The 23,156-nt window shown below is 65.4% G+C and carries 23 protein-coding genes; 19 read left to right on the top strand and 4 right to left on the bottom strand.

The features are described 5' to 3' along the window. On the bottom strand, positions 1-484 hold a 484-nt coding region (locus EN780_RS07555), incomplete at its 3' end, for an MBL fold metallo-hydrolase (protein ID WP_245499904.1). Positions 485-669: 185 nt separating this feature from the next. On the opposite strand from EN780_RS07555, the gene EN780_RS07550 reads away from it, so the two are divergent. From EN780_RS07550 to lpdA, 14 genes are all read left to right on the top strand, one after another. Continuing rightward, positions 670-2,070, top strand: coding sequence for a hypothetical protein (locus tag EN780_RS07550; protein ID WP_210215031.1), 1,401 nt, complete (start codon positions 670-672; stop codon positions 2,068-2,070). A gap of 42 nt (positions 2,071-2,112) precedes the next feature. Further along, on the top strand, positions 2,113-2,556 hold the full coding sequence (locus EN780_RS07545) for a VOC family protein (RefSeq protein ID WP_128272923.1): 444 nt from the start codon (positions 2,113-2,115) through the stop codon (positions 2,554-2,556). A gap of 215 nt (positions 2,557-2,771) precedes the next feature. Further along, positions 2,772-3,311, top strand: a complete 540-nt coding sequence (locus EN780_RS07540; protein ID WP_128272921.1) for an AprI/Inh family metalloprotease inhibitor — start codon at positions 2,772-2,774, stop codon at positions 3,309-3,311. A 113-nt stretch (positions 3,312-3,424) separates the two neighbouring features. Further along, a complete protein-coding gene (gene zapE, locus EN780_RS07535) occupies positions 3,425-4,624 on the top strand; it encodes a cell division protein ZapE (RefSeq protein ID WP_128272919.1) in 1,200 nt (399 codons plus the stop codon). Positions 4,625-5,020: 396 nt separating this feature from the next. Further along, complete coding sequence (gene mdh / locus EN780_RS07530; RefSeq protein ID WP_126057450.1) at positions 5,021-5,989, top strand: malate dehydrogenase; 969 nt, start codon at positions 5,021-5,023, stop codon at positions 5,987-5,989. A gap of 29 nt (positions 5,990-6,018) precedes the next feature. After that, positions 6,019-7,212 carry an ADP-forming succinate--CoA ligase subunit beta gene (gene sucC / locus EN780_RS07525; protein WP_128272917.1) on the top strand — a complete coding sequence of 398 codons (1,194 nt, stop codon included), beginning with the start codon at positions 6,019-6,021 and terminating at the stop codon, positions 7,210-7,212. Between the two features lie 4 nt (positions 7,213-7,216). Then, the gene (locus EN780_RS07520) at positions 7,217-7,588 is read left to right on the top strand and encodes a cupin domain-containing protein (RefSeq protein ID WP_127392891.1); all 372 of its coding nucleotides are present in this window, start codon (positions 7,217-7,219) and stop codon (positions 7,586-7,588) included. A 3-nt stretch (positions 7,589-7,591) separates the two neighbouring features. Further along, a complete protein-coding gene (locus EN780_RS07515; protein ID WP_128272915.1) occupies positions 7,592-8,086 on the top strand; it encodes a DUF1579 family protein in 495 nt (164 codons plus the stop codon). Between the two features lie 12 nt (positions 8,087-8,098). After that, positions 8,099-9,001 (top strand): succinate--CoA ligase subunit alpha, encoded by a 903-nt coding sequence (sucD, locus tag EN780_RS07510; protein WP_127392491.1) that lies wholly within the window; start codon positions 8,099-8,101, stop codon positions 8,999-9,001. Positions 9,002-9,137: 136 nt separating this feature from the next. Beyond that, the gene (locus EN780_RS07505) at positions 9,138-12,125 is read left to right on the top strand and encodes a 2-oxoglutarate dehydrogenase E1 component (protein ID WP_127282093.1); all 2,988 of its coding nucleotides are present in this window, start codon (positions 9,138-9,140) and stop codon (positions 12,123-12,125) included. A 31-nt stretch (positions 12,126-12,156) separates the two neighbouring features. Beyond that, positions 12,157-13,431: a 2-oxoglutarate dehydrogenase complex dihydrolipoyllysine-residue succinyltransferase gene (odhB, locus tag EN780_RS07500; RefSeq protein WP_127309316.1), complete on the top strand. Its 1,275-nt coding sequence runs from the start codon at positions 12,157-12,159 to the stop codon at positions 13,429-13,431. Positions 13,432-13,472: 41 nt separating this feature from the next. Beyond that, positions 13,473-13,988 carry a hypothetical protein gene (locus EN780_RS07495; protein WP_189340302.1) on the top strand — a complete coding sequence of 172 codons (516 nt, stop codon included), beginning with the start codon at positions 13,473-13,475 and terminating at the stop codon, positions 13,986-13,988. Next, positions 13,985-14,740 carry an SDR family oxidoreductase gene (locus EN780_RS07490; protein WP_127282088.1) on the top strand — a complete coding sequence of 252 codons (756 nt, stop codon included), beginning with the start codon at positions 13,985-13,987 and terminating at the stop codon, positions 14,738-14,740. Before EN780_RS07495 ends, EN780_RS07490 begins: the two co-directional genes overlap by 4 nt. Before the next feature lie 23 nt (positions 14,741-14,763). After that, positions 14,764-16,170: a dihydrolipoyl dehydrogenase gene (lpdA, locus tag EN780_RS07485; protein WP_127282087.1), complete on the top strand. Its 1,407-nt coding sequence runs from the start codon at positions 14,764-14,766 to the stop codon at positions 16,168-16,170. 778 nt (positions 16,171-16,948) lie between these two features. Here the strand turns inward: lpdA and EN780_RS07475 are convergent. Together EN780_RS07475 and EN780_RS07470 are read right to left on the bottom strand one after the other, a co-directional pair. Continuing rightward, entirely contained in the window at positions 16,949-18,013 is a 1,065-nt protein-coding gene (locus EN780_RS07475; protein ID WP_128272913.1) for a TraB/GumN family protein, read from the bottom strand. 62 nt (positions 18,014-18,075) lie between these two features. Further along, positions 18,076-19,014 carry a tyrosine recombinase XerC gene (locus EN780_RS07470; protein WP_128272927.1) on the bottom strand — a complete coding sequence of 313 codons (939 nt, stop codon included), beginning with the start codon at positions 19,012-19,014 and terminating at the stop codon, positions 18,076-18,078. A 98-nt stretch (positions 19,015-19,112) separates the two neighbouring features. On the opposite strand from EN780_RS07470, the gene rimM reads away from it, so the two are divergent. Together rimM and trmD are read left to right on the top strand one after the other, a co-directional pair. Beyond that, a complete protein-coding gene (rimM, locus tag EN780_RS07465) occupies positions 19,113-19,715 on the top strand; it encodes a ribosome maturation factor RimM (protein WP_127282085.1) in 603 nt (200 codons plus the stop codon). After that, on the top strand, positions 19,712-20,407 hold the full coding sequence (trmD, locus tag EN780_RS07460) for a tRNA (guanosine(37)-N1)-methyltransferase TrmD (RefSeq protein ID WP_128272911.1): 696 nt from the start codon (positions 19,712-19,714) through the stop codon (positions 20,405-20,407). Before rimM ends, trmD begins: the two co-directional genes overlap by 4 nt. 99 nt (positions 20,408-20,506) lie before the next feature. Here the strand turns inward: trmD and EN780_RS07455 are convergent, their stop codons facing one another. After that, positions 20,507-21,259, bottom strand: coding sequence for a sulfite exporter TauE/SafE family protein (locus EN780_RS07455; protein ID WP_128272909.1), 753 nt, complete (start codon positions 21,257-21,259; stop codon positions 20,507-20,509). Positions 21,260-21,572: 313 nt separating this feature from the next. Here EN780_RS07455 and rplS point away from each other — a divergent pair, with 313 nt between their 5' ends. From rplS to EN780_RS07440, 3 genes are all read left to right on the top strand, one after another. Next, complete coding sequence (gene rplS, locus EN780_RS07450; protein ID WP_127282082.1) at positions 21,573-22,109, top strand: 50S ribosomal protein L19; 537 nt, start codon at positions 21,573-21,575, stop codon at positions 22,107-22,109. Positions 22,110-22,281: 172 nt separating this feature from the next. Next, the gene (locus tag EN780_RS07445; RefSeq protein ID WP_128272907.1) at positions 22,282-22,716 is read left to right on the top strand and encodes an organic hydroperoxide resistance protein; all 435 of its coding nucleotides are present in this window, start codon (positions 22,282-22,284) and stop codon (positions 22,714-22,716) included. Beyond that, positions 22,713-23,156 (top strand): MarR family transcriptional regulator (locus EN780_RS07440; RefSeq protein WP_133372586.1); only part of this gene is annotated, 444 nt, incomplete at its 3' end. The genes EN780_RS07445 and EN780_RS07440, both read left to right, overlap by 4 nt.

The raw sequence follows: 23,156 nt of genomic DNA, 5'->3' as shown, positions 1-23,156 counted from the left end.
CCGGCTCGACATGGACGGCGGCATCCTTGCCGAGGTCGATCCTGCCGCCCCAGTCATGCGCGCTGAGCCGCATGCCGGGCACGGCGGCGTCGATAATGGCGTCGTTGCCGAGCGGCGTGATCACCAGCGGGTCGTGCTTTGCCTTCAGCCGCTTCAGCGTGGCGAGATCGAGATGGTCGTAATGGTTGTGGCTGACCAGCACGAGGTCGATCGGCGGCAGCTGCGAAAAGGCGATGCCCGGCGCGTTGACCCGTTTCGGCCCGGCGAAGGAAAGCGGCGAGACGCGCTCGTCCGGCCTCGCCTGATGGAACGGGCTCGGATTGGCCGCCGGCCATTTCGCGCGCTCGCCGCCCAACTGCCATTTCAGGAGATCAGCGAAGCGGCCGGGCGGCTTGCCGCCGGGGTTGAAGAACAGGGTGCCGTCGAAATGGTCGCTTGGCGGGCCGCTGTAATAGCGGTTGGCGGCTCTCTTTCTTGCGGCCAAGGTTGCGGCTCCGGCATGTTTCTTCCTCTTGCAAGATAGGATCGATGCCATCTGGCGCAAGCATTTGGGGATGGGGGCATGCCCTGGCCAAAGGCCGCGCGCTGGCGCCGGCGATGATTTCCGGTATACGATCGCTCGGCGGAATGGAGGGGGCCACCATGCGTCGGCAGGCAGTTCTTGCAGTCGTGGCGGCGATCATGGGGATCGCGCCGATAGCGCCGGCTGCCGCGCAGACGCAGCCCGGCGCTTGCGCTCACACGCCAGCCATCCTGGACGCGGGCGATTTCCTGCTCGCCGAACCGGCAACGTTCCCGAATTTCTGGCGCGATCGTTTTGGCGATGACGCGGCCTATCTGAAGATACGCTATGGCGGCCTTGCCTACGCCGAGGGCTCGGCGCTTCTGGCGGGTTTGGAAAAACGCAGTCACCCGCCGCTTCGCATTGTCGAACTCAGGCTTGCCTATGCAACAACGCCGGATCGGGCGGCGATGATTGCCGGCATGCAACCGCTGCCCAAGGCACAGTCGATTGTGCCACAGCTTGGCCAATCCGCCTGGCGCGCGCTGGTCACCGAAGATGGCGGCGAGTGGCTGCTGGGCGAACTGGCGCGCTGGCAGGCATCCGATGCCAACAACGCATCGGTCGGCGCGGCGGGGATTGCGCAGGCACTGGCCGACCTCGATGACGAGGCGAAGTCGCGTTTTGCCAAGAGAGCGGAAGATGCAGGAATTTGGCGGCTGGCCCTCGATGTGCGGGCGTTCGAGGACAATCTTGCTGACTTCGTTTCCGCCCTCGATCGCCTTCCGGCCACGGTGCTTCCCAAAAAGGACGAGCGCGCGCAGTTCATACGCAATGCGCTCCACGCGGCCGATCTTCGTCCTTCCTTCGATATTTCCAAACAGCCGGCGGAAGTCCAGGCGATCGACCGCAAGAATGATTTGGGCGCCGTTCTGCGGACGGTCGGGCGGCTTGTTGCCTATGCTCCGCAAACGGCGATTCTGCTGCAGGTGATAAATTACAGCGGCGACCTGCGCGTCGGCACAATGGTGGCCGAAGGCCTTAACGCGCGGATCGCGGCAAAACAGCTCGACCCGATCAACAATCCCGATGCCGTCACGGCGGCCATGCTCGATGGGCTCGACTATGTTCTCGGTCGCAAAGACCGGGAGAGTATCCTGGCTGGCTTTGGCATCTCCGATGTGCAAGGCGAAATGGCCGAGTCTTTCGTCGAAAGGGCGTTGGCGCGGTCTACTTTGGCGCCTTTCATGAAAGGCGATGAGACCGAAGCGCCCCCTCGCCCGAAACAGCTGGCGGCGGTTTTCCCCTGGGAACAGTGGGTCGGGTTGGCCGGCAGGCTGAAGGCCGGCGAAACCATTTCACCCGACGATCGCATCGTCGCCGCAGACCTGATGATCGCGGCCGACCGCCCCGCAGACGCGGTGGGGTTTCTGAAGACAGCCGGCGACTGGAAGACGGCAGTGCGGAGAGCTCATCAGCTGGCGCTCGACCTGGACCGCCGCTGCGCCGACTTGCTGCGGCCCCCGGTGGCGCTCGCGCAACCGCTCTACCAGTTCGAGCCGCGCTGAGACCGTTCCAGCGACATCCCTGTAATTTCCGAGGGCAGCACGATGGCAATGAAGCGGACCAAGACACCGTGGATGAAAGCCGAGGATTTCGGCCGCTCGCTGCCGCGCGGCATCGGCGTCAACCTTCTGGTCACCGACATGGCGGCGATGGAGGCCTTCTGCCGCGACGTGCTTGGCGCCCGTATCGTCTATGCCGACGAGGATTTCGCGGCGATCGAGCTCTTGGGCTCGATATTCATGCTGCATGCCGACCATTCCTATCTCGACAATGAGATGAGCGGCGTCATCGCCGGCGCCGAGACGCGCGGGGCGGGCATCGAGCTGCGCCTCTATGGCGCCGATCCGGATGCGATCGAGGCGCGGGCGCGCGATCTCGGCCATATCGTGCTCGCCGGAACGATCGACAAGCCGCATGGCCTGCGCGAATGCTATGTCGTCGGTCCGGACGGCTATGTCTTCGTGCCGAGCGCGGCGCTTTCCGCATAGGACGCGCCGGGTTTTGCCGAGCACGACGGGCTGCTTCGGGGTGCGCCACAATTCGGCCTTCGAGGGTCACACGCCTGTTGCGGTAAAATTGCAACAATTGCTCCGAAAACCCTATTTTAACCATATCGGGTTGAAATTCTGCCACCTTCTCCATCTTGGTGGAGGGAGAGATTGCGCGGACGGCGTCCCCCCAGCCGGATCCGACGGAGGTAGGAATGACTTTTTCGAAGACCGGTCTGGTGGCCGTATCGCTGGCCGCGATGATTGCAAGCGGCTGCTCGACATCGCGCTTCTCGTCGATGGATGACCAACAGCCGGCGCCGCTGACTCCCGCGCCCGCCGGCACGGTGACCGGAAACCAGCTGCCGCCGCCGGCAGCTCCCGGCACCGCCGACGGCTCGCAGTTCCCAACCGCGCCGGCGAACAGCCAGGTCGCCTCGCTGCCGCCGGATGGAAGCGCGCCCGCAGGGGCGCCGGACCTGACCGCGGCCAGTGTCGCCGGTGTCTGGAACGCCAGCGTTTCCGGCCAGAGCTGCAAGGTGGCGACGCCGCAGACCAAGTTCGGCGCCGGCTACCGTGCCGGCCCGTTGCATTGCCCGGCGCCGATCGACGGCATCAAGTCCTGGAATGTCGCCGGCAAGCAGCTGACCCTCTATGACGAGAATGGCGGCACGCTGGCCAAGCTCTATTCCTCGGGCGGCGAGAAATTCGACGGCCAGACCTCCACCGGCCTGCCGATCTCGCTTACAAGGTAGGGCGAAACCGCCGCCCTTGAGGCGGTTCAGCGTTCGAAAGAGTCGCCTAACCGCTCCAATTGCGCGCGGAAAGCCGCTACTTTTCCTGGATGTGCTCAACAACGACGTGACCGATGCACCTGCGTGACGGCCTCCAGACCCATGCGACCGTCAGGCAGCGCTACGACCATCTGGTCGAGACGGGCGCCATCGCGCGCGATCCGGCGCAGGAGCGCATCGTCGCCGCGCTCGATCGGCTGACCGACGAGATCTCTGCAAAAAGACTGGCTCAGAAATCGAGCGCGCTGGGCTGGCTGTTCGCCCGCAAGCAGCCGCCGGCGGCGGTCAGGGGCCTCTACATCCATGGCGGCGTCGGACGCGGCAAGACCATGCTGATGGACATGTTCTTCGAGCTGTTGCCGGTCAGGCGCAAGCGCCGCGTCCATTTCAACGACTTCATGGCCGATGTGCAGGACCGCATCCAGAAGCACCGGCAGGCGCGCAAGAACGGCGACGTCAAGGAGGACGACCCGATCCCGCCGGTGGCGCGCGCGCTGGCCGAGCAGGCCTGGGTGCTGTGCTTCGACGAGTTCTCCGTCACCGACATCGCCGATGCGATGATCCTGTCCAGGCTGTTCTCGGCGCTGTTTGCCGACGGCGTCGTGCTGGTCGCCACCTCCAATGTGGCGCCCGAGAACCTCTATCGCGACGGGCTGAATCGGCAGCTTTTCCTGCCCTTCATCGGCCTCCTGGAGCGCAATGCCGAGGTGATGACGCTGGACAGCGACAAGGACTATCGCCTCGAGAAGCTCAGCCGCATGGCGGTCTACGTCTCGCCGGCTGATGCGGCCGCCGACGCCGCCCTCGACGAGGCCTGGCAAGCAATGACGCACGGCAAGCCGACGGCCGAGACGGCGCTGACGGTGAAGGGCCGGCAGGTCGTGGTGCCGCGCGCGGCCGGCGACGCTGCGCGCTTTTCCTTCGCCGACCTTTGCGAAAAGCCGCTCGGCGCGCGCGATTTCCTGGCCATCGCCGGCCGCTTCTCGACCATTTTCATCGACCATGTGCCGGTGCTCGGCGAAGGCAGGCGCAACGAGGCCAAGCGCTTCATCCTGTTGATCGACACGCTCTACGATCATCACATCAGGCTGGTGGTGAGCGCCGATGCTGCGCCGAGCGGGCTCTATACGGCCAAGCGCGGCAACGAGGTGTTCGAGTTCGAGCGTACCGCCTCGCGCCTGATCGAGATGCAGGGCCACGAATGGCTGGAGGACTGGGCGGAAAGGCGGAAGGTGGAGACGGTGGCGCCGGAGGCACAGCAGGCGCGCGCGTAGGCTGACGAAGCGCAACGGCTGCGACTTCGGCCAATCTCCGAAGCGCGCATCACCTTAATTGCGAGCGCCTTCGTTAACCCATGCCGCTCCCCGCGCGCCCACCGGGCATCGCCATCACAAGGGCGTCATCGCCGGCTGCCAGCCTTCAGATTTCCACCTTCATTGTATAAATTCTCCCAAGTCGGCTCAACAATTTTGACGTTTACGTAAAACCCAAGTTATCTAACCGATTGAAAATGCTCGCTCCAAAATAATCGTTTGAATTTTCCATCCACCGGAGCTATTGGGTGCGGCGAAATCTCACGGGTTCCCCGCAGCATTCGGCCTCCTTCCTCGACGCCGTCAGCAAGTCGCAAAGATTTGGCGCCGTCACAGACAAAGGGAAAAAATCCTCACATGGCACGCAACAAGATAGCGCTTATCGGCTCGGGCATGATCGGCGGCACGCTCGCCCATATGATCGGCCTCAAGGACCTCGGCGACGTGGTTCTGTTCGATATCGCCGAGGGCATTCCGCAGGGCAAGGGGCTGGATATCGCGCAGTCGTCGCCGGTCGACGGCTTCGACGCCAGGCTGACCGGCGTCAACGACTATGCCGGCATCGAGGGCGCCGATGTCTGCATCGTCACCGCCGGCGTGCCGCGCAAGCCGGGCATGAGCCGCGACGACCTGCTCGGCATCAACCTCAAGGTCATGGAGCAGGTCGGCGCCGGACTGAAGAAGTATGCGCCGAAGGCCTTCGTCATCTGCATCACCAACCCGCTCGACGCCATGGTATGGGCGCTGCAGAAGTTTTCCGGTCTGCCCAAGACCCATGTCGTCGGCATGGCCGGCGTGCTCGACAGCGCGCGCTTCCGCTATTTCCTGGCCGAAGAGTTCAAGGTCTCGGTCGAGGACGTCACCGCCTTCGTGCTCGGCGGCCATGGAGATAGCATGGTGCCGATGATCCGCTATTCGACGGTCTCCGGCATTCCGCTGCCCGACCTCGTCAAGATGGGCTGGACCTCGAAGGAAAAGCTCGACCAGATCGTGCAGCGCACCCGCGATGGCGGCGCCGAGATCGTCGGGCTGCTCAAGACCGGCTCGGCCTACTATGCGCCGGCGGCTTCGGCGATCGCGATGGCCGAATCCTTCCTCAAGGACAAGAAGCGCGTGCTGCCCTGCGCGGCCCACCTGTCGGGCCAGTACGGGGTGAAGAACACCTATGTCGGCGTTCCCGTGGTGATCGGCGCCGGCGGTGTCGAGCGCGTCATCGAGATCGACCTCAACAAGAGCGAGCAGAAGATGTTCGACAGTTCGGTGGCGACGGTGCAGGGCCTGACCGAGGCCTGCGTCAAGATCGCGCCGCACCTCGCCTCGAAGTGATCCGCCAGCAGTTGATCCGGAGATAAGCCATGAACATTCATGAATATCAGGGCAAGGCACTGCTGAAGTCGTTCGGCGCGCCGGTGGCGGAAGGCGTGCCGGTGCTGAAGGCCGGCGATGCCGAAGCCGCCGCCAAGGCGCTGCCCGGCCCGCTCTATGTGGTGAAGAGCCAGATCCATGCCGGCGGCCGCGGCAAGGGCAAGTTCAAGGAACTGTCGCCGGACGCCAAGGGCGGCGTGCGGCTGGCGAAGTCGGTGGCCGAAGTGGTCGCCAACGCCAACGAGATGCTCGGCCACACGCTGGTCACCAAGCAGACCGGCCCTGCCGGCAAGCAGGTCAACCGCCTCTATATCGAGGACGGCGCCGACATCGACCGCGAGCTCTATCTGTCCATCCTGGTCGACCGTTCGGTCGGCCGCATCGCCTTCGTCGTCTCGACCGAGGGCGGCATGGACATCGAGGCGGTGGCGCACGACACGCCGGAAAAGATCATCACCGTCGCCATCGACCCGGAAAAGGGCGTGACGGCGGATGATCTCAAGACGCTCAACGGCGCGCTGAAGCTCGACGGCGACGCCGCCAAGGACGGCGGCACGCTGTTCCCGATCCTCTACAAGGCCTTTGTCGAGAAGGACATGAGCCTGCTCGAGGTCAACCCGCTGATCGTGATGAAGAACGGCCGGCTGCGCGTGCTCGACGCAAAAGTCTCGTTCGACAACAACGCGCTGTTCCGCCACCCCGACGTGATGGAGCTGCGCGACACCACCGAAGAGGACGAGAAGGAAATCGAGGCGTCGAAATACGACCTCGCCTATGTCGCGCTCGACGGCAATATCGGCTGCATGGTCAACGGCGCAGGCCTGGCCATGGCGACGATGGACATCATCAAGCTCTACGGCGCCGAACCGGCCAACTTCCTCGATGTCGGCGGCGGCGCTTCGAAAGAGAAGGTGACGGCGGCGTTCAAGATCATCACCAAGGATCCGGCGGTCGAAGGCATTTTGATCAATATCTTCGGCGGCATCATGAAATGCGACGTGATCGCCGAAGGCGTGATCGCCGCGGTCAAGGAAGTCGGGCTGAAGGTGCCGCTGGTGGTGCGGCTGGAAGGCACCAATGCCGAACTGGGCAAGAAGATCATCAATGACAGCGGCCTGAACGTCGTCTCGGCCGACGACCTCGACGACGCGGCCAAGAAGATCGTCAAGGCGGTGAAGGGCTGAGCGGATGCCTCCGCGCAAGATAAACCTGGTCGAGGCGGCGGATGCGAAGATCGCCAAGGTCTTCGATCCGCACATCGCCGGTGACGTCAATGACAGCCAAGCGAAGGTCGCCAAGTTCGGCGCGGCCTTCGACTGGCACGCGCATGAGCATGAGGACGAAGCCTTCCTCGTGCTGCGCGGCAGGATCGCCATCGATTTCCGCGACGGGCCGGTCGAGCTCGGCGAGGGCGACTTCATCGTCGTGCCGCGCGGTGTCGAGCACCGGCCGCGCTCGCTCACCGAAGAGCCTATCGTGCTGATGTTCGAGCCGGCGACGACGCTCAACACCGGCAATGCCAAGAGCGACCTCACCGTCACCGACCTGAAGCGGCTCTGAGCGATGAACGCGGCTTCTTTCTCCTCGCTCTCGGCCGATCACCAGCGCCTGCAGGCGCTGGTCGGCGCGTGGCGCGGCGAGGAGGACGTCGCGGCGACCCAATGGGCCGATGAAGGCGCGGCAACGTCGGAAATCTTGGCGGAAGCGCAGTTCGGCGGGTTGTTCGTGGTGCAGCGCTATCGCCAGCGCCGCGACGGCACGGTCTCGTTCGGCTCGCATAATGTGTTCGGCTTCGACCAGCAGGCCAAACTCGTCACCATGCATCAGTTCGATTCCATGGGCTTCGTGCCGGCCTCGCCGGCCACGGGCACCTGGAATGGCGACGAGCTGGTGCTGGAGCGGTCGTCACCGCGCGGCGCTGCACGGGTGACCTACAGTTTCGACGGCGACGATGCCTACCGCATGCGACTGAACTTCAAACCTGCCGGCAGCGATGGCTGGCAAGACATGGTGAGCGGGCTCTACCGGCGCGTCTCGCCTTCCTCGATCAACGTTTAGAAAAGGGCTCCGATGTCCATTCTCATCGACAAGAACACCAAGGTGCTGGTTCAGGGCCTGACCGGCAAGACCGGCACGTTCCACACCGAACAGGCGCTGGCCTATCACGGCACCAAGATGGTTGGCGGCATACATCCCAAGAAGGGCGGCGAGACCTGGACCGGCGCCAAGGGCGAGAGCCTGCCGATCTTCGCTTCCGTCGCCGAAGGCAAGGAAAAGACCGGCGCCAATGCTTCGGTCGTCTATGTGCCGCCGGCGGGCGCCGCCGAAGCCATCATCGAGGCGATCGAGGCCGAGATCCCGCTGATCGTCTGCATCACCGAGGGCATCCCGGTGATGGACATGGTCAAGGTCAAGGCGCGGCTCGATCGCTCGACGTCGCGGCTGATTGGACCGAACTGCCCGGGCGTGCTGACCCCCGACGAATGCAAGATCGGCATCATGCCCGGCAACATCTTCCGCAAGGGTTCGGTCGGCGTTGTTTCGCGCTCGGGAACGCTTACCTATGAGGCAGTGTTCCAGACCACCAATGTCGGCCTCGGCCAGACTACCGCCGTCGGCATTGGCGGCGATCCGGTCAAAGGCACCGAGTTCATCGACGTGCTGGAGATGTTCCTCGCCGACGACGAGACCAAGTCGATCATCATGATCGGCGAGATCGGCGGCTCGGCCGAGGAAGACGCCGCGCAGTTCCTCAAGGACGAAGCCAGGCGTGGCCGCAAGAAGCCGATGGCCGGCTTCATCGCCGGGCGCACGGCGCCGGCCGGCCGCACCATGGGCCATGCCGGCGCGGTCATCTCCGGCGGCAAGGGCGGCGCCGAGGACAAGATCGCGGCGATGGAATCGGCCGGGATAAAAGTTTCGCCGTCGCCGGCGCGGCTGGGCACGACGCTGGTCGAGGCGATCAAGGGTTAAGTGAGTAGGCAGTAGTCAGTAGTGAAAAGGGAAGAACGGGCGAGTAGCGGTTGAGCGGAATTTCCATCTTTCTACGCACTACTGACTACTCACTATTCCCCTCGAAAGGAGACGGAGCCAGGCTCCGACAAGTGACATGGCACGACAAGATCAGGCCAACGACCAATTTTCGCTCACCTCTTTCCTCTATGGCGGCAATGCCGACTATATCGACGCGCTCTACGCCGCCTATGAGGACGATCCCGGCTCGGTCGATCCGCAGTGGCAGGACTTCTTCGCGGCGCTGAAGGACGACGCCGCGGACGTCCGCAAGAACGCCAACGGCGCTTCCTGGGCCAGGCCCTCCTGGCCGCTCTCGGCCAATGGCGAACTGGTCTCGGCGCTCGACGGCAATTGGGGCCTGGTCGAAAAGACGATCGAGAAGAAGGTCAAGGAGAAGGCGGTCACCAACGGCGTCGTCCTGTCCGATGCCGACGTGCACCAGGCGACACGCGATTCCGTGCGCGCCATCATGATGATCCGCGCCTACCGCATGCGCGGCCATCTGCATGCCAATCTCGACCCGCTCGGCATCGCCAAGCCGCTCGAGGACTACAACGAGCTGTCGCCAGAGAATTACGGCTTCACGTCAGCCGACTACGACCGGCCGATCTTCCTCGACAATGTGCTGGGGCTCGAGTTCGGCACGATCCGGCAGATGCTGGACATTCTGACCCGCACCTACTGCTCGACGCTCGGCGTCGAGTTCATGCACATCTCCGACCCCGAGGAGAAGGCATGGATCCAGGCGCGCATCGAGGGCGCCGACAAGGAGATCACCTTCACCGCGACCGGCAAGAAGGCGATCCTGCAGAAGCTGATCGAATCGGAAGGCTTCGAGCAGTTCGCCGACGTCAAGTACAAGGGCACCAAGCGCTTCGGCCTCGACGGCGGCGAGGCGCTGATCCCGGCGCTGGAGCAGATCCTCAAGCGCGGCGGCCAGCTCGGCCTGAAAGAGGTCGTGCTCGGCATGGCGCATCGCGGCCGCCTCAACGTGCTCTCCCAGGTGATGGCCAAGCCGCACCGCGCCATCTTCCATGAGTTCAAGGGCGGCTCGGCCGCACCCGACGAGGTCGAGGGCTCGGGCGACGTCAAGTACCATCTCGGCGCCTCGTCGGACCGCGAGTTCGACGGCAACAAGGTGCACCTGTCGCTGACCGCCAATCCTTCGCATCTGGAAATCGTCGACCCGGTGGTGATGGGCAAGGCGCGCGCCAAGCAGGACCAGTTCGCCGGGCGCGAGCGCGGCGAGATCGTGCCGCTGTCGGAACGCGCCAAGGTGATGCCGCTGCTGTTGCACGGCGACGCCGCCTTTGCCGGCCAGGGCGTGATCGCCGAGATCCTCGGCCTATCCGGCCTGCGCGGCCATCGCGTCGCCGGCACGCTGCATGTCATCATCAACAACCAGATCGGCTTCACCACCAATCCGCGCTTCTCGCGCTCCTCGCCCTATCCGTCGGATGTCGCCAAGATGATCGAGGCGCCGATCTTCCACGTCAACGGCGACGACCCGGAGGCGGTGGTGCACGCCGCCAAGGTGGCGACCGAGTTCCGCATGAAGTTCCACAAGCCGGTGGTGGTGGACATGTTCTGCTACCGCCGCTTCGGCCACAATGAGGGCGACGAACCGGCCTTCACCCAGCCGATCATGTACCGCGCCATCCGCACCCACAAGACGACGGTGCAGATCTATGCCGACCGGCTGATGGCCGAGGGCCACATCACCCAGGCCGAGTTCGACAAGATGAAGGCCGACTGGCGGGCGCATCTGGAAGCCGAGTGGGAAGTCGGCCAGAGCTACAAGCCGAACAAGGCCGACTGGCTGGACGGCGCCTGGTCGGGCCTGCGCACGGCCGACAACCAGGATGAGCAGCGGCGCGGCAAGACCGCCGTGCCGGTCAAGACGCTGAAGGAGATCGGCAAGAAGCTGACCGAGGTGCCGAAGGGCTTCGAGGCGCACAAGACGATCGTCCGCTTCCTCGAGAACCGCCGCCAGTCGATCGACTCCGGCGAAGGCATCGACTGGTCGACGGCCGAGGCGCTGGCCTTCGGCGCCATCCTGCTCGACGGCAACCCGATCCGGCTCTCCGGCCAGGATTCCGAGCGCGGCACCTTCTCGCAGCGCCATTCGGTGCTCTACGACCAGCGCGACGAGACGCGCTACATCCCGCTCAATAACCTGTCGGCGGCGCAGGCCGGCTACGAAGTCATCAACTCGATGCTTTCGGAAGAGGCGGTGCTCGGCTTCGAATATGGCTACAGCCTGGCCGAGCCGAAGGCGCTGACGCTGTGGGAAGCACAGTTCGGCGACTTCGCCAACGGCGCCCAGGTGGTGTTCGACCAGTTCATCTCGTCGGGCGAGCGCAAGTGGCTGAGAATGTCGGGCCTCGTCTGCCTGTTGCCGCATGGCTATGAGGGCCAGGGGCCGGAGCATTCCTCGGCCAGGCTCGAGCGCTTCCTGCAGCTCTGCGCCGAGGACAACATGCAAGTGGCCAACGTCACCACGCCGGCCAACTACTTCCACATCCTGCGCCGGCAATTGAAACGCGATTTCCGCAAGCCGCTGATCCTGATGACGCCGAAGTCGCTGCTGCGCCACAAGCGGGCGGTGTCGACGCTGTCGGAGATTTCGGGCGAAAGCTCGTTCCACCGGCTGCTGTGGGACGACGCGCAGCTGTTGCCGAACCAGGCGATCAAGCTGACCAAGGATTCCAAGATCCGTCGCGTCGTGCTGTGCTCGGGCAAGGTCTACTACGACCTCTACGAGGAGCGCGAGAAGCGCGGCATCAACGACATCTACCTGTTGCGCGTCGAGCAGCTCTATCCGTTCCCGGCCAAGGCGCTCATCACCGAGCTGTCACGCTTCCGCAATGCCGAGATGGTGTGGTGCCAGGAGGAGCCCAAGAACATGGGCGCCTGGTCGTTCATCGATCCCTATCTCGAATGGGTGCTGGCGCATATCGACGCCAAGCATCAGCGGGTGCGCTACACCGGCCGGCCGGCGTCGGCCTCGCCGGCGACCGGATTGATGTCGAAGCATCTCAGCCAGCTCGCCGCCTTGCTCGACGACGCGCTCGGCGAATAGAACTCAAGAAGAGACAGAACGGACAGGCACAATGGCTACCGAAATCCGCGTCCCCACCCTCGGCGAATCCGTCACCGAAGCGACCATCGGCAAATGGTTCAAGAAGGTCGGCGATGCGATCGCCGCCGACGAGCCGCTGGTGGAGCTCGAGACCGACAAGGTGACGGTGGAAGTGCCGTCGCCGAGCGCCGGAACGCTCGGCGAGATCGCCGCCAAGGAAGGCGAGACGGTCGGCGTCGGCGCGCTTCTCGGGTCGATCTCGGCCGGCGGCGAGGCCGCGGCTCCGGCGACCAAGCCTCAAGCCGTCTCGCAGGCCTCGAGCCCGGACGCGGCCTCCACCGTCAAGCAGGCGGCGGCCGAGACCGCCAAGATCGCCGGCGATGCCGGCGCGATCGAGCAGCGCACCATGCCGCCGGCGCCGGCGGCGGCGAAGCTCATCGCCGAGGCCAACCTCGCGGTCGACCAGATCACCGGCACCGGCAAGCGCGGCCAGGTGCTGAAGGGCGACGTGCTCGACGCCATCGCCAAGGGCGCGCCGTCGCAGCCGGCCGAGACGCCGAGATCGGCCCCGGTCGCCGTGCGCGCGCCGTCGCCGGCCGAAGACGCTCCGCGCGAGGAGCGCGTGCGCATGACCAAGCTGCGCCAGACCATCGCGCGCCGGCTCAAGGAAGCGCAGTCGACCGCCGCCATGCTGACCACCTTCAACGAGGTCGACATGAGCGCGGTGATGGCGCTGCGGGCCAAGTACAAGGACGTATTCGAGAAGAAGCACGGCGTGAAGCTCGGCTTCATGGGCTTCTTCACCAAGGCGGTGACGCATGCGCTGAAGGAGATCCCGGCGGTCAACGCCGAGATCGACGGCACCGACATCATCTACAAGAACTTCGCCCATGTCGGCGTCGCCGTCGGCACCGACAAGGGCCTGGTGGTGCCGGTGGTGCGCGACGCCGACCAGATGTCCATCGCCGAGATCGAGAAGGAGATCGGCCGGCTGGGTCTCGCCGCACGCGACGGCAAGCTCTCCGTCGCCGACATGCAGGGCGGCACCTTCACCATCTCCAATGGCGGCGTCTACGGCTCGCTGATGTCGACGCCGATCCTGAATGCGCCGCAGTCGGGCATCCTCGGCATGCACAAGATCCAGGACCGGCCGGTCGTGGTCGGCGGCCAGATCGTGATTAGGCCGATGATGTACCTGGCGCTCAGCTACGACCACCGCATCGTCGACGGCAAGGAAGCGGTGACCTTCCTGGTGCGCGTCAAGGAAAGCCTGGAGGATCCGGAACGGCTGGTGCTCGATCTCTGAGGTCCGTCAAGGTGGGCCGGAGAGACGATCTGCGCCAGCGGATGACGACCGGTTCCTCTGGCTTTCGATCCGGAGCGGTCTTCGCGGTATTTTGTTCGGCGACGCTGACTGCGTCGCCGTCCCACGCCGCCTGCCCGCTGGAACTCGCCGTCTATGGCGATGCCGAAAGCGAGGCCGGCATCGATTTCAGGCCGACCATGGACTCGGCCACCGTCACAAACAGCTTCAAGATGGTGCTCGACAAGGGCCTGGTGCTGGACGGCATCGTCATGTGGACCGACGGCGTGGCGCGGCCTCACGGCTCGCTGATGTACAAATGCCCGACCGGCGACGTCACCGGCGATGAGCTCGCCGCCTGCACGGTGTGGGAGGGCGTCGTCTACAGCGCCGACGACAAGGGCAACATCGCGCTGCTGCCGGCCGAAGGCGCGGAGGCGCCGAAAAGCCTGATCTTTCCGGATCTAGGTGCCTCGCTGCAGATGTCGGCCGCTTATGGCCCAGACGGCTTTTCCAAGGTGCCGTGGGATGTCTTCCTGCTGAAAGGCTGCCAGGAATGAGCGCGGACAAGAAGACGCTGCTGGTCACCGGCGGCAGCCGCGGCATCGGCGCCGCCATCTGCCGGCAGGCCAGCCAGGCCGGCTATCGTGTCGCTGTCAATTTTGTCTCCAACCAGGCAGTCGCCGAGGCGCTGGTCGCCGAACTCAAGGCCGCGGGCGGCGAGGCCATTGCCGTCAAGGGCGATGTCGGCAACGAGGCCGATGTGCTGGCGATGTTCGAGGCGGTGGACAAGGGTTTCGGCCGGCTCGATGCTTTCGTCAACAATGCCGGCATCGTCGACGCCAAGACGCGCGTCGACGAGATGAGCGCCGCGCGGGTCGAGCGCATGATGCGCGTCAATGTCGTCGGCTCCTTCCTCTGCGCGCGCGAGGCGGTCAAGCGCATGTCGACCCGGCATGGCGGCAAGGGCGGCGGCATCGTCAACATCTCTTCCGCCGCGGCGAGGCTGGGTTCGCCCGGCGAATATGTCGACTACGCCGCCTCCAAGGGCGCGATCGACACGCTGACCATCGGCCTGGCACGCGAGGTGGTGCTCGAAGGCATCCGCGTCAACGCCGTCAGCCCCGGCATCACCGACACCGAGATCCATGCCTCCGGCGGCCAGCCGGACCGCGTGGCGCGAATGCGGGACATGCTGCCGATGAAAAGGCCGGGCACCGCGGATGAAGTCGCGAGCGCGGTTCTCTATCTTCTGTCGGACGCGGCCTCCTATATAACGGGCGCGATCCTGAATGTGAGCGGCGGCCGCTAGGCGCCAGAGCAAAGGACAAGACCATGGCCTATGACGTCGTAATCATCGGATCGGGACCGGGCGGCTATGTCTGCGCCATCAAGGCGGCGCAGCTCGGGCTGAAGACGGCGGTGGTCGAGAAGAACGCCACCTTCGGCGGCACCTGCCTCAACATCGGCTGCATTCCGTCGAAGGCGCTGCTCCACGCCTCCGAGATGTTCGCCGAGGCCGGCCATTCCTTCGACACGCTCGGCGTCGAAATCGGCGCGCCGCAGCTCAACCTGAAGAAGATGCTGGCGCACAAGGACGCGACGGTTTCGGCCAACGTCAACGGCGTCGCCTTCCTGTTCAAGAAGAACAAGATCGACAGCTTCCGCGGCACCGGCAAGGTGGTTGGTGCCGGCAAGGTGTCGGTCACCGGCGAGGACGGCAAGGTCGAGGAGATCGAGACCAGGAACATCGTGATTGCCACCGGCTCGGATGTCGCGGGCATTCCCGGCGTCAAGGTCGATTTCGACGAGAAGGTGATCGTGTCCTCGACCGGCGCGTTGTCGCTGGACAAGGTGCCGGGCCATCTGGTGGTGGTCGGCGGCGGCGTCATCGGGCTGGAGCTCGGCTCGGTGTGGGCCAGGCTCGGCGCCAAGGTGACGGTGGTCGAATTCCTCGACACCATCCTCGGCGGCATGGACGGCGAGGTCTCGAAACAGTTCCAGCGGCTGCTCTCCAAGCAAGGCTTCGAGTTCAAGCTCGGCGCCAAGGTCACCGGGGTCGCCAAGGCCAAGAAGGGCGCCAGCGTCACCTTCGAGCCGGTGAAGGGGGGCGCCGCCGAAACGATCGCCGCCGATGTGGTGCTGGTCGCCACCGGCCGCCGCCCTTATGCCGACAGCCTCGGGCTGAAGGATGCGGGCGTCGAGATGGACGAGCGCGGCCGGGTCAAGACCGACGGGCATCTCAGGACCAACGTTCCCGGCATCTATGCCATCGGCGACGTCATCGCCGGCCCGATGCTGGCGCATAAGGCGGAGGACGAAGGCGTGGCGGTGGCCGAGATCATTGCCGGCCAGGCAGGCCATGTGAACTACGACGTGATCCCGAGCGTCGTCTACACCAGCCCGGAAATCGCCTCGGTCGGCAAGACCGAGGAAGAATTGAAGAAGGCCGGCGTCGACTACAAGGTCGGAAAATTCCCGTTCACGGCCAACGGCCGGGCGCGCGCCATGCTGCACACCGATGGCTTCGTCAAGATCCTGGCCGACAAGCAGAGCGACCGCGTGCTCGGCGTCCATATCGTCGGCTTCGGCGCCGGCGAGATGATCCACGAGGCGGCGGTGTTGATGGAATTCGGCGGCTCGTCGGAAGACCTCGCCCGCACCTGCCACGCGCACCCGACCATGTCGGAGGCGGTGAAGGAAGCGGCGCTGGCCACCTTCTTCAAGCCGATCCACATCTGAAAGGCTCGTATAAACTCTACTCCGGCGGCCATCTGGAGCGGTTCTCTGCGCTTCCGGTGCTCACGTACTTTAGTACGCTCCGCTCCGGTTCTCGAAAACCACTCCAGCTGACTCACCGGAGCGAGTTTCTAAGGGCCTTTCTCGCGCCTGCCACCAAACAAAACGGCCCGCCTTTCGGCGGGCCGTTCGTCGTTGAGGTAAGCCCGATTACGGAGACGGCGCAGGTGCCGGAGCGGGCGCCGGGGCCGGTGCTGGCGCGGGAGCCGGCTCTGGTGCCGGAGCGGGCGCTGGCGCAGGTGCCGGGGCAGGTTCGGCAGGCTTCATCGGCTCCGGAGCGGGCGCCGGTGTGCTCGCGGCCGGCGGCTCGGCGGGCGCCGGAGCTTCGCCGCTTCTTCCGAAAACATAGTAGGCAACAATGGCCAGGATAATGACCACCAGGGCAATCAGCCAGCCACTGCCGCCGCCGCCCGATCTGGGAGTGTCGTTAGGGTTCGCCATAAAAGTGTCCTCCGTGGATGAAAAGTATCAAATAACACCCGTCAACGCGCGACCGTTGAACGGGTTTCATACTAGGCCCGGAAAATGCTGAAAGCAGGGCAATTCTGACCTGGAATCCCCTGCCGGCATGCATTTCCACCACAAAATGGGTCGGGATCGAGCCGAACCCGGTCTTTCGAGACCATTCGGCACGAAACCGGGGGAGGTTTGCGCCGCCAAGTCACGAATCAGCCCGGGGCCGGCGCTCCCGCCCTATCGAGGCGCAACCCGGCCGTGCGGATCAGTCGACGGCGGTCACCGTGTAGCCAGCCTTGCGCAAATCCTCGACCAGGCCCTGCGGGCCCGGAAGGTGCATGGCGCCGACCGCCATGAAGGCATTGCCCCGGGCCAGGAACGGTCCGGCATGATCGGCCATCACCTTGTTGCGGCTGGTGATCATGGTCTCCTCGAACGCGGCATAGCCGGCCGGATCATCCTCGTCGCCGGGCAGGACGACGCGAAACAGCGGCCAGAACATGCCGGTCTCACCGCTCTGGTAGAGAACGATCATGGTTTCGTTGACGTCGTTCACCTTGTCGCCGAGCTTGAGCGTGTCGACCAGACCCTTCATATGGAAGGCCAGCGGCAGCGAGGCCATGGCATGAAGCTGATCGGCGACAGTCTCCAGCCCCTCGACGGATTTGCCTGAAGCCTTGGCGTCCTCGGCGAGCTTGACGTCAAGCACCGGCGCGCCGCCGGCCTTGCGGGCCAGCTCGCAGGCCGGCAGCGCAACCATGGCCGACAGCAGCCAGGGCTTCATCTTGGCGACGGTCGCCGGCGGAATGCCGCGCGCGTCGAGCGCCTTGTTCATGGCGGCAGCGTCGTCGGGCGACAAAAGCGAGGACAGCGTGGTGCTGTCGGTGAACATCATCAGGTCCGGCTCCTTGAGCAGGGCGGCCATCATCTTCTGCTGGTCGAGCACTTCCGTGGTCTCGATGACGACCGTATCGGCGGCGTCGAAAGCCTTCTGCGCAGCCGGCGGCAGCGTGGTGACGCGCGGATCGGTCATGTGCATGGTGCCAAACAGGAAGGAGGGCTTTTCGCCGGGCTTTTCCAGTTTCCACAGCAGGCCCTTGCCGTTGGGCGTGGCCGCCGCCTCGGCTTCGATCTTGCTGTAGACGGTCGGATTGTCCTTGCGCAGCGCGCTCAGCATGTCGGTGCCGCCGCAGGCCGGGGTCTCGGCGTGCGCCCGACCGGCAAGCAGCGCGACGATCAGGAAAGACAGGAAAAACAGGACGTTGAGCGCGACAAGCAGCTTCAGCGACACGAGGGCCGCGCGGTCAGCGATGGCTATGACGCGTTTCATAAGTCGCTTCTTACGATCAAAAAGCGGCAAAACGGTTAATCGGCGCAGCCAATTTGAAGGGTTCACGCCCTTGGGTGAGCGGATTCGTAAATCTCGAGCAGCCTTGCGGTGTCGACGCCGGTATAGACCTGTGTGGTCGACAGGCTGGCGTGGCCGAGCAGTTCCTGGATGGTGCGCAGGTCGCCGCCGCGGCCGAGCAGATGCGTGGCGAAGGAGTGGCGCAAGGCGTGCGGAGTCGCGGTGTCGGGCAGGTTGAGCGCCGAGCGCAGCCTCGCCATGTCGCGCTGGACGATCGCCGGATTGAGCGGACCGCCGCGCGCGCCGCGAAACAGCAGGCCCTTCGGATCGATATGGAAGGGGCAGAGCCGGCGGTATTCGGCGACCGCGCGCAAGGCCACCGGCAGCACCGGCACCAGCCTGGTCTTGCCGCCCTTGCCGGTGACGCGCAGCACGGTGTCCGTTTCCGACGACAGCTCGGCGCCGGCGAGGCCGAGCGCCTCGGAAATGCGCAGGCCCGAGCCGTAGAGCAGCGTCAGCACGGCGGCGTTGCGGGCGGCGATCCAGGGTTCTTCCGCCAGCTGGCCCTGCACGGAAACGACCTCTTTTGCATCGCTCGCCGTCAGCGGCTTGGGCAGCGACTTCGGCTGGCGGGGCGCGCGCAGCGCCGCCGCACCCGCGGCATTGGCGAGGCCGCGCCGTTCGAGGAAGCGCAGCAGCGAGCGGATGCCGGCCAGCCCGCGCCCGAGCGTGCGGGCGCCGGCGCCGGCGTTGCGGCGGGCGGCGAGGAAGCCGCGCAAATCGGCCGGGCGCAGGTCGGCGATGTCGGAGATGCCGGGCGGACCGCCGCAATGGCCGGTCAGGAAATGCAGGAACTGGCGGGGGTCGCGCTCATAGGCTTCCACCGTCTCCGGCGACAGCCGGCGCTCGCGCGCCAGCATCTTCAGCCAGTTCTCGCGCGCCGCCTGGAGGTCGGGCTTTGCCGGGATGAGGAATTCCTGCATGCGCTGCATTTTCGGCCAGCCAGGTTAGGAAGCGGTGAAGAGCGCGTCATTGAAATGACGGCTGGGGAGGGTTAGAGCAGGGCAAAGGATGTCGCGCCATGACCAAGCCCCAGAACCCCGTCCAGTTGGCCGTGATCGGCGCCGCGCATGGCATCAAGGGCGAGCTGCGGGTGAAGACCTTCACCGGTGATCCGCTGGCGCTGGCCGACTACGGGCCGCTCTACGCCAAGGATGGCCGCGCCTTCCAGATCATCGACATCCGGCCCGCCAATACCGTCGTGGTGGTGCGCTTCAAGGGTGTCAGCGACCGCAACGCCGCCGAGGCGCTTTCCGGCACCGAGCTGTTCGTCGACCGCTCGGTGCTGCCCGACGACGGTGAGGAAGACGAGTTCTACCACGCCGACCTGATCGGGCTGGAGGTCCGGGACGAGACAGGTGCTGCCATCGGCAAGGTGGTCGCCGTGCATAATTTCGGGGGCGGCGACATCCTCGACGTCACGCTCGCCGGCCGCAAGGGCGTGCTGATCCCGTTCACGCAGGCCGCCGTTCCGCAGGTTTCGGTCGTCGAAGGGTTCGTCCGCGTCGATCCGCTGGCCGCCGGCCTGGTCGAGGACGAGGACGGCGAGGCCGCGCCCGGCCGCGACGGCTTCGATCCGAAGGGCCGGCCGCGCGGGCCGAAGGATGCCGGGGGCAACCGGTGAGTTTTGCCGCCTCGGTGCTGACGCTCTATCCAGAGATGTTTCCCGGCCCGCTCGGCCTGTCGCTGGCCGGCCGGGCGCTGGAAGCCGGCACATGGTCGCTTGAGGCGATCCAGATCCGCGATTTCGCCACCGACAGGCATCGCACCGTCGACGACACGCCGGCCGGCGGCGGCGCCGGCATGGTGATGCGCGCCGACGTGCTGGCAAAAGCCATCGACCACGCCTCGCCGCCGGGCGACCCGCGCCCAAGGCTGCTGATGAGCCCGCGCGGCAAGCCGCTGACGCAGGCCCGGGTGCGCGATCTTGCCGCCGGACCGGGCGCGGTCATCCTGTGCGGCCGCTTCGAAGGCGTCGACCAGCGGCTGATCGACGCGCGGGGATTAGAGGAGGTCTCAGTCGGCGACTTCATCCTGTCGGGCGGCGAGCCGGCGGCCCTGGTCCTGCTCGACGCGGTGGTGCGGCTGTTGCCAGGCGTCATGGGCAATGCCGTCTCGGGCGAGGAGGAAAGCTTCGAGAACGGATTGCTCGAACATCCGCACTATACGCGGCCGCAGGAATTCGAGGGCCGGCCGATCCCGGATGTGCTGATCTCGGGCAACCACAGGAAGATCGCCGAATGGCGGCGGGCCGAGGCGGAGAAGCTCACCAGGGAGCGGCGGCCGGATTTGCTGGCGGACGATCCGCCCCGATAGCTCGGGCGGATCGTCCTTCTCTTTATCTGACCATGATCTTTTCCGAAAACCGGGTCCCGCTTTTCGCTTACGCGGTCCTGCGGTTCGGGATCATGGTTCTCAGCCCTTGGCGAAATAGTAGAAGGCCAGGAACAGGCCGACGGCGACGACGAAGCCGCGTACGACGTTCTGCGGCACGCGCTTGGCGATCCAGACGCCGGCATAGCCGCCGAGGGCACCGCCGGGGATCATGACGATCGCCTGCGGCCAGGCTACGACGCCGCCGGAGACGAAGACCAGGATGGCGATGGCGGCGATGACCACCGCCAGCATGTTCTTCATCGCGTTCAGCCGGTGGTAGTCGCCGGCCTGGGTGAGGCCGAGCGTGGCCAGCATCATGACGCCCATGCCGGCGCCGAAGAAGCCGCCATAGATCGAGGTCAGGAACTGGACGAGCGAACCGGCGAACGAGCCGACGGCCGGCGGGTGTCCGAGCTTCGGCGCCGGCTTCAGCCAGGGGCCGGCGGCGAAAAGGGCGGTCGCCGCCAGAAGCAGCCAGGGCACCAGCGCGCGAAAAGAGGGATTGTCGAGCGCCAGCAGGATGAGCGCGCCGGCCAGCGCGCCGAGGGCCGAGATCAGGCAGAGCAGCAATGCCTGGCGCCAGAAATGCCTGATGTCGGAAGCGTAGGCGAGCGTCGAGGTTATGTAGCCCGGAAACTGCGTCACCGAGGAGGTGGCATTGGCGACGATCGGCGGCACGCCGACCAGCGTCATGGCGCCGAAGGTGATGAAGGTTCCGCCACCGGCCACCGCATTGGCGGCGCCGGAGACAAAACCCGCCAGAAAGAGCAGGATCGCGTCGAATGGAGACATCAGCACGTCGCCGGAGTAGGTTGTCCAGGCCGGATTAGGAAGCTTGACGGGCGCGCGCAACCCCGCGGCTGGCAATTGCGTGATGGCATGCGGCCAAAAAAGACAGGGCCAAGGCGTGACAAAGCGTCAAAATAGCTGTATGTGCCCGCCCGAACCGGAAGAACAATCTTTCGGAACCCGTCAACAATGACGGTGTAGCCGTCCCTGCCCGATGTCCTATGTTGGACAAAGGGCATAGCCGAGCGGTCATTGGAACTGCAAGGCGAGTCGAGGACGCTCTGACTGTCGGAAGAACAAGAAGTGGATATTTGAGATGGATCTCATCCGCCAGCTCGAGGCCGAACAGGCCGCCAAGATCGAAGCCAAGCGCAAGCTTCCCGAATTCCAGCCCGGCGACACCGTGCGCGTCCAGGTCCGCGTGACCGAAGGCAGCCGCACCCGCGTCCAGGCCTATGAGGGCGTCGTCATCGCCCGTTCCGGCTCGGGCTTCCAGGAGAATTTCACCGTCCGCAAGATTTCCTACGGCGAAGGCGTGGAGCGCGTGTTCCCGGTCTACTCGCCGATGGTCGAGGGCGTCGAGATCGTGCGCCGCGGCAAGGTGCGCCGCGCCAAGCTCTATTACCTGCGCGACCGTCGCGGCAAGTCGGCCCGCATTTCGGAGAACACCGGCGTGCGCGCCCGCAAGCTCAACGACGAGGAGCGTGATGCGCTGAACGCCGAGAAGGCGCGCATCGAGGCCGAGAAGGTCGCCGCCGCCGAGGCGCTTGCGGTCGAGAAGGCCGCCCAGGACGCCGCCGAGAAGAAGGCCGCCGCCGAGGCTGCCAAGGCCGCGGAAGCCGCCGCCGAATAAGCTTCTCGACAATTCGTTTTGGAAAAGGCGGCTTCGGCCGCCTTTTTTCGTTTGGTGGTGTCGAAAGCGTTTGGATTTGGCCGAGGCTCCGTCCGTGGATGACGACGTCGGGGTTGACATTCAATTATCTTGTACACTAAGTAATCGTGCACAAGATAACAGGAGACCACCTATGTCAGCACTCTACACCACCCAGGCCCGCGTCAGCGGCGGCCGCGCCGGCCACGCCGAGACCAACGATGGGCTGCTCAAGGTCGATCTGGCAATGCCGAAGGAACTGGGCGGGCAGGGCGGCGCCACCAATCCGGAGCAGCTTTTCGCCGCCGGCTACGCGGCCTGCTTCGAAAGCGCGATCCGCTTCGTCGCGCGCAAGGAGAAGCTGCCGCTCGAAGACGCCGCGGTGACCGCCACCGTAAGCCTCCACCCCAACGGTCAGGGCGGGTTCCGGCTCGGTGTGTCGCTGGCGGCGGAAACGAAAGGCCTTGATCACACGGCGGCGGAAGCGCTTGTATCGGCGGCGCACCAGATTTGCCCCTATTCCAACGCCATCAGGGGCAACATAGATGTTACGCTTTCGACCGTGGCGCTTCCGGCAAAGGCAGCATGACAACAAGAACCATAGAGACCGTCAGCGACGTCCCGGCGGATAGCGCCGGGGCGATTGCCGTTCCGCGGCTGGAACAGCAGCTCTGCTTCGCGCTCTATTCGGCGAGCGGGCTGATGACCAGGCTCTACCGGCCGCTGCTCGATCCGCTGGGCCTCACCTATCCGCAATATCTGGCCATGCTGGTGCTGTGGGAGCGCGCGCCGAGCACGGTCGGCGCGCTTGGCGAAGCGCTGGGCCTGGATTCGGCGACGCTGACGCCGTTGATCAAGCGGATGGAAGCGGGCGGTCTCGTTACGCGCAGGCGCGACAGCGCCGACGAGCGCAGGGTGCTGGTCGAGCCGACGGCCGAGGGGCAGGCGCTGCGCGCCCGCGTGAAGGATGTGCAGGCGGGCCTCGACTGCGCCATGCCGATGGAGCGCGCCGAGCTCAAGGCCCTGCAT

This window comes from Mesorhizobium sp. M4B.F.Ca.ET.089.01.1.1, assembly GCF_004022605.1.
Lineage (GTDB): Bacteria > Pseudomonadota > Alphaproteobacteria > Rhizobiales > Rhizobiaceae > Mesorhizobium > Mesorhizobium abyssinicae.
The sequence above is the reverse complement of the archived record's forward strand: the minus strand, read 5'-3'. Positions and strand labels throughout refer to the sequence as shown.